Below are 6,525 nucleotides of genomic sequence, written 5' to 3' on the forward strand. Positions count from 1 at the left end.
TGACCGGACCGTGTTGTGCGCGCAACGAGAGGGCGAATTGGTGGGCCTTTTAGCGATGGGCTCTCCCTACGAAGCCGACCTCGATGTCACAGCTGCCGGTCAGCTCTACCAGATTCACGTCCGCCCGGGCATCTGGGGACAAGGCATCGGCAACCACCTGCACGCGGCATTCGTCCAGTTCCTTCGCGATGCGTCGCTGGCCACGGGCGTGCTGGAAGCGTGGGAGCGCAACAGCCGGGCCCAAGCCTTCTACGCCCGGCACGGATGGAAACCCGACGGACACCACCGGCCCGGTCCTGGCAACGCAAACTACATGCGCATGCGCCTCAGCCTGGAACCCGAAGCCCCACCAGGTCGAGGTGACCAGCTCCCTTCACAACCCGGGGCCGGAGACAGGAACTGAACCACCGGCACCTTGCCGACGAAAACGACACCTCGCCGACCACCGCCCCGCCCAAACACCCACCGGTGGGGCGTCGCCGTCACAGCTCATCAGCAACATGAACGCCGCCTCCGTCGGCAACTTCAACGCCGGATAACAGCCGGCGCACAGGCCCTGATGAAAGAAGCCGCTGCGCCTGCAGGCCGCACACGGCGGCGGTGTGTGCGGGCCGCCGGGCAGACAGACGAAACAGACACCGATCCGCGGCAGGATGCAGGCCACCGGCCTCACCCCGCAGCCCGGACACAGCCGGGGACGGCCCCAGCCGCGCACCAACCCTTTCAACTCCCCCGCCAGAGACCATCCTTGGCCCCCTGCCTGGCTGGGTACCCTCCTCTGCCCCGACCCGGCAGGCATCGACCGACCGGACACCAAGGCCCCGACGACGGATGCGTCCGCAACAGCCACGGCCGCGGGTCTGCCTGCACGGACGGCGGGTGCGCCGGCAGGGACAGCGGACGGATTTCGGGCCGTCACAGCGGCGGCAACTTCGGCTGCACCGGGCGCCGGCCCGACCACGCCTCACCCTGAGGCCCGGCCCACCCAGGGTGCTCGCCGGATCCGGTCCCGGATGGGTCGGCGGCGGTGATCCACCCGCCGACCAGCAGATCGGGCGGCCGTTCAGGGACCAGGAGGGCGCCCGGGCCGCAGCGCAGGACCCGGCACAGGACCTCAAGATCATCGAGCCGTGCTGACACCGGGGCCACAGCGGCGGACCACAGGGCCGACACCTTGCCCGCACTGATGAGCAGTCCGGCCTGCGCCAGCAGCCGGCGCATCTCGACCGCCGTGAACACGCCTCGCTCAGCGGCCCGCAGCCCCAACTCCCACCTCATCCTGCCCCCGCCCCCCTCCCTCTGCCGTGTCCGCCGCCGCTGCCTGCCGAGTTCCGCCGCGGGCTGTCCAGGGTGCGGGGCCCAGAAGCCGGCCGGTGAGGCGGTCGCTGGCCTGCTGCCAGGACCACTCGATCCGCTCGGCGGGCACATGTAATGGTGGAGTCGGGTATGGAAACTCCCCGAATACCCCAGGCCTACCTGTCCCGAATGTCCGGCAAGGTCGCATCCGAGGCGGCATAGAGGAATTCCAGGAGCTTGCCGTATGCCTCGCCGTGGGCTCTATCCTGTTCTGCCCCGTGCTGCGGCGTTTCTGATTCATTGTCAACCGCGTGCAGCCAATCGATGACTGCGCCGAAAAACGGCACCAAAGCCCCTGTTGCCGCTTGTGCAGCCCTACCCATCTCGCTGGGACCTTCCATGAACACGATGTGCTGCAAGCGGTCGAGCCGGCGGTTCAGAGCTTCGCTGCAGAGGCAACGGGCGGTTAGGCGGCGCTCCTCACGTTCCTCAGAAGGGTCGCTTGCTGCGATACCTCCGAGTTTGATGCCCGCTTCGCTCAATGTTCCGTACACCAGGTGACAGCCTTCGGCGAAAGCCAGGTAGGCGCTCTTGCGTGATTCACGAAGAGCCCGAGTCCGTTCAGCATCTATCTGAAGGAGGGCCTGCCTCAATTGTGTCTCGGACTGGATCTCGGCCTGCTTCTCTGCCTTCCTTCCGGTGATCCAGGCGGATGCCGTGGCGCCGACTGCGCCGACCGCGGCGCCGATGACGCCGCCGAGAAGCCCTGCAAGTCCTGCGTCCATGGCACGATTCTGGTGGCCAGGCGATGCACGTTGCCAGTACCGCGCGATCATTGAGCCCGGCCACTCAACCAGACCACAGCGGGTCTCAACTAGCGACGCCGGCCGCGCAGGCGCCCCAGACCCCGGCCGCAGCCCGCTGCCACCTGACAGCGCCGGAGATGCCGATGCCAAGAGTACGGGCGACGACCCCACAGCCGCTCGCCCTCGCCCCCCACACCTGGCTGCCGGCCACCGCCAACTTCGCGTGGCGTGCGTCGGCGCCGAACAAGCCGGCATCGCCCGGCACCCGACCCTCAACGAACAGACACCCGAGCACCACCCTGCCCGCGTCCACGCCTACAACGACCTCGGCTCCCACCTCACGCACCCGCTCACCCAATCCGCAACCGGACCCGCCCCACTCCTCCCCAGCCCCCACCCACCCCCCACGCAGCCACCACACCCATCCCCCTCGCCACCAACCGGGCGCGGTGGATCACCGGAGCCTCCCTCGACGCCTCCGGCAGCAGCCTCCTCGGCTAGGCAGTTTCGTTTGGATCAGTCGGTCGTTGGTCCGGGTGTGCCGTTAACAGATGCCCAGTGGGCGCGGATTGAGCCGTTGCTCCCGGACCGGACGCCGAAGCGGGGTGGTCGCTGGCGGGATCATCGTGAGGTGATCGACGCGATCGCGTTCAAGTTCCAGACCGGAACGCAGTGGGTCCACCTGCCGGAGAGGTACGGAAACTGGCGGGGGGTCTACAACCGGCTGCGGATGTGGGCCGTCAACGGCACCTGGGAGCGGGTGTTCACCGCGCTGATGGCACAGGCCGACGCCGATGAGGACCTCGGCTGGGCGGTGTCCGTCGATTCCACGATCGTGCGAGCTCACCAGCACGCGGCCGGGGCCCGCAAAAGGGGGCTCCGCCCGGCGAACCCGGCGACCACGCCATCGGCCGGTCCCGCGGCGGGCTGACGACCAAGATCCACCTGGCCGCCGATGCCCGCTGCCGACCTCTCGCGTTCGTTCTCACCGCCGGACAAGCAGGTGATGCAACGGCCTTCACCGACGTCATGGCCCGCCTGCGCGTTCCCCGGCAGCGCGGACGTCCTCGCACCAGGCCGGACGTGGTCCTGGCGGACAAAGCCTATTCCTCCCGCGCGATCCGCAGCCACCTGCGCAAGCGCGGCATCCGGGCGGTGATCCCGGGCCCGGCAGATCAGCGTGGCCACCGGCTGCGTCGAGGCAGCCGGGGCGGCAGGCCGCAGTGTTTGACCGCGAGGCCTACAAGCAGCGCAACACTGTCGAACGGTGCATCAACCGCCTCAAGCAGTGGCGCGGGATCGCTACCTGCTACGAGAAGACAGCCACGATCTACCTGGCCGCACTCCACATCGCGGGCATCTTCCTGTGGTCAGCCCGCTGATCCACACGAAAGCCCCTAGCCGGTGACGCTGGAAAAGGTCCACTGCTGGTTGGTGCTGCCCCTGTCCCGGGCCCGGTCCGAAGATCGAGCACCCATCGTGAGCGGTTCCGCTTGTGGTTGCCACCACAAACACCGGGCGGTTCATTGTTGTCCGGGACCGAGTGCGGGCCGGGGCGCAGCCTCTTGACTCTATCTAGCGAAAGCGGGGCGGCCCGCGACGGGACGCCCGCCCTGCTTCGCCCGCCCCTCGACGGGGTCCCCGACGCAGTGGAAGGAATGCAGGATGCAGCAGATCAGGTTTCCGCAGAACGAGTTCCAGAGTTTCGAGGCGCCCATGCGCGCGGAGGTCGACATCCGAGGACTGGAAGTAGTTCAGGGCAAGGTTCCGGAGCATCTCGACGGCGGCTTCTACCGACTGCTCGGCGATCGCCAGTGGCCTTCCTTCACCGAAAACGACATCTTCCTGCTGAACGAAGATGGCATGGCGTCATGCCTGCGCATCTCGAACGGCCGCGTGGACTTCCGGACACGGTATGTCAGAACTCCGCGATTCGTTGCCGAGGAGCAGGCCGGCCGGGCACTTTTCGGCGCGTACCGCAACCCGTTCACCGACGACCCGTCAGTGCAAGGCGTCCGCCGCGGAACAGCCAACGTGACCATGCTCTCGCACGCCGGCAAGTTCTTCGCCCTCAAGGAGGACAGCCCGCCGGTCGAGATGGATCCCTTCACCCTGGAGACGATCGGGGAGTACACCTTCGGCGGAGACTTCACGTCCGAAGCCTGCACCGCCCATCCGAAGATCGACCCGCGCACCGGCGAACTGGTGTTCTTCGGCTACTGCGCCAAAGGCCCGGCCACGAAAGATATCGCATACTACGAGGCGGACCGCAACGGGAAGATCATCCACGAGACCTGGTTCGAAGCACCGTACACCTGCATGGTGCACGACATCATGGTGACCCAAAACTACGTGGTGTTCCCTATCACGCCGCTGCGTCACGAATACGAATGGCTGGAGAAGCGCGAGCCGGCGTTCAAGTACGACACCAGCGAGCAGGTGCACCTTGGTGTACTGCCGCGCAAGGGCACCGCAGATCAGATTCGCTGGTTCGTCGGCCCCAACCAGTGTCACGGGCACACCGTGGGCGCCTATGACGACAGTCGCTACATCTACGCCGACAACACGCTGAGTGTCCGCAGCTTCTTCCCGTTCTTCCCCAACGCCGACGGTTCGCCGTTCGACCCGGAAGACACGAAACCCTACATGAAGCGCTGGGTCATCGACATGGGTAGCGAGGGCGACACTTTCACGGAGCGTCAGCTGCTGCAGTATCCCTGCGAACTCCCGCGCATCGATACCCGTTTCGAGACCCAGCCCTACAGCTTCTGTGCACTGAACCTTCTTGATGTGCCCGGTCAGAATCGAGTCGGCGGCGGGTGGCAGTGGATCGCGACCATGGATGTCACCGGAAAGAAGCCGACCCGGATTCGCTACGCTGGCGACAACTGCTCGATCAGCGAGCCCCAGTTCGTTCCGGCGCACGACGGGGCTGCCGAAGGTGAAGGCTATGTCCTCGTTGTCGTCGGACGACACGACGAAATGCGCAGCGAGTTCCTGATCCTCGACGCGCAGAATATCGACGGCCCGCCGATTGCGACCGTCGCCCTGCCGATGCGCGTGCGCAGCACGGGCCACGGATTCTGGTACGGGAAGCGTCAACTGATGGGCGAGACGCATCTTCTCGGGGCGAACTGACATGTCGCGCCTCGCCGGAAAAGTTGCGCTCGTCACCGGTGCCAGCCGCGGTATCGGCCGCGCCATCGCCTGTCGCCTCGCCACCGATGGCGCCTTCGTCGTCATCCACTACGGGAAAAGTGAAGAAGGCGCCCGAGAAACACTCGCCATGATAGAAGCGGAAGGCGGGAGTGGCTGCATCGTACAGGCCGATCTCGGCAAGCCGGCTCAGTCCGTCATTCCCATGTTCGAGGCTATCGACGGTGAGTTGACTGGGCGGCAGTCCGGCAAGGACCTGGACATCTTGGTCAATAACGCCGGGCAGATGGTTGTCGGAACCATCGAAACCATTACCGAAGCACAGTTCGACGATGCCTTCACTGTGGATGTGAAGGCGCCATTCTTCATCACCCAGGCTGCGCTGGCCCGGTTGCGCGACGGTGGGCGCATCATCAACATCTCGTCCGGCACCGCGCGTGTCGTCAATCCCGGGGTGATCGCCTATGCCATGGCGAAAGGTGTGCTCGAGGTCTTCAGTAAGACCCTGGCGCTACATCTCGGTCAGCGCCAGATCACCGTCAACACGGTGGCCCCCGGACCAACGGGCACCGAGGAGTTTCTGAGGATGTCGGCGGGCGACCCCGGTTTTGTGAAGCAGGCAGCAGCGCAATCCGCGCTCGGACGTATCGGCACGCCCGAGGAGATCGCAGACATCGTGGCCTTCGTCGCGAGTGGTGAATCCAATTGGATCACCGGACAAGTCATCGATGCGACCGGCGGAACCTTCCTCGGCTAATACTCCAGCTGTAGATCGCGATCTTGCTGGTCTGGGCTGCTCCGGGAACAGGTGTGGCCATCGGTGATCATCGGCGTGTGAAGACGGAAGATCAGTCGGTGGCCGCAGGTCACTGCATAGATCCTGGCAGCTGGCAGGCCGCGTTTGAGGTTCTGATGGGTCGCATCGCGCGACGGTTCGGCCGGGTGGAACCGCGGCGCCGGGTACGGGCGTTCGTGCTCGGGCTGCTGTCGGACCTGCCGCGCAAGAACTGTTGGACGCTCGCTGAGTATGCCGGGTACGCGAGTCCGTACGGTCTGCAGCACCTGTTGTCGCGGGCTCGATGGGATGCAGACGCGGTACGTGACGACGTCCGCGGTTTCGTCGCCGAGAACCTGCATCACCAGGACGCGGTGTTGGTCGTCGACGAGACCGGTGACTGGAAGAAGGGTATGCACACCGTGGGCGTGCAGCGCCAGTACGCCGGCACCGCTGGACGCATCGAGAACAGTCAGGTCGCCGTCTACCTCG

Annotated in this window: 6 protein-coding genes and 1 pseudogene; 5 read left to right on the top strand and 2 right to left on the bottom strand. The window is 66.0% G+C overall.

What is annotated here, in order from left to right:
- Positions 1–403: GNAT family N-acetyltransferase (locus AQJ54_RS44750; RefSeq protein ID WP_107121279.1), on the top strand; the 403-nt coding region annotated here is incomplete at its 5' end.
- 512 nt (positions 404–915) lie between these two features.
- Here the strand turns inward: AQJ54_RS44750 and AQJ54_RS43090 are convergent.
- Positions 916–1,278 (bottom strand): helix-turn-helix domain-containing protein, encoded by a 363-nt coding sequence (locus AQJ54_RS43090; RefSeq protein ID WP_079070337.1) that lies wholly within the window; start codon positions 1,276–1,278, stop codon positions 916–918.
- A 194-nt stretch (positions 1,279–1,472) separates the two neighbouring features.
- Positions 1,473–2,081, bottom strand: coding sequence for a hypothetical protein (locus tag AQJ54_RS45970; protein WP_159055676.1), 609 nt, complete (start codon positions 2,079–2,081; stop codon positions 1,473–1,475).
- A gap of 532 nt (positions 2,082–2,613) precedes the next feature.
- On the opposite strand from AQJ54_RS45970, the pseudogene AQJ54_RS44755 reads away from it, so the two are divergent.
- The 4 genes and pseudogenes from AQJ54_RS44755 to AQJ54_RS42890 all read left to right on the top strand — a co-directional run.
- A pseudogene (locus AQJ54_RS44755) lies at positions 2,614–3,484 on the top strand (IS5 family transposase).
- Positions 3,485–3,767: 283 nt separating this feature from the next.
- Entirely contained in the window at positions 3,768–5,240 is a 1,473-nt protein-coding gene (locus AQJ54_RS42880) for a carotenoid oxygenase family protein (RefSeq protein ID WP_062247069.1), read from the top strand.
- Position 5,241: 1 nt separating this feature from the next.
- A complete protein-coding gene (locus tag AQJ54_RS42885; RefSeq protein ID WP_062247071.1) occupies positions 5,242–6,015 on the top strand; it encodes an SDR family oxidoreductase in 774 nt (257 codons plus the stop codon).
- A gap of 155 nt (positions 6,016–6,170) precedes the next feature.
- The coding region (locus AQJ54_RS42890) for an IS701 family transposase (protein WP_211278662.1) at positions 6,171–6,525 on the top strand (355 nt) is incomplete at its 3' end.

The organism is Streptomyces griseorubiginosus (assembly GCF_001514195.1).
GTDB classification, from domain to species: domain Bacteria; phylum Actinomycetota; class Actinomycetes; order Streptomycetales; family Streptomycetaceae; genus Streptomyces; species Streptomyces griseorubiginosus.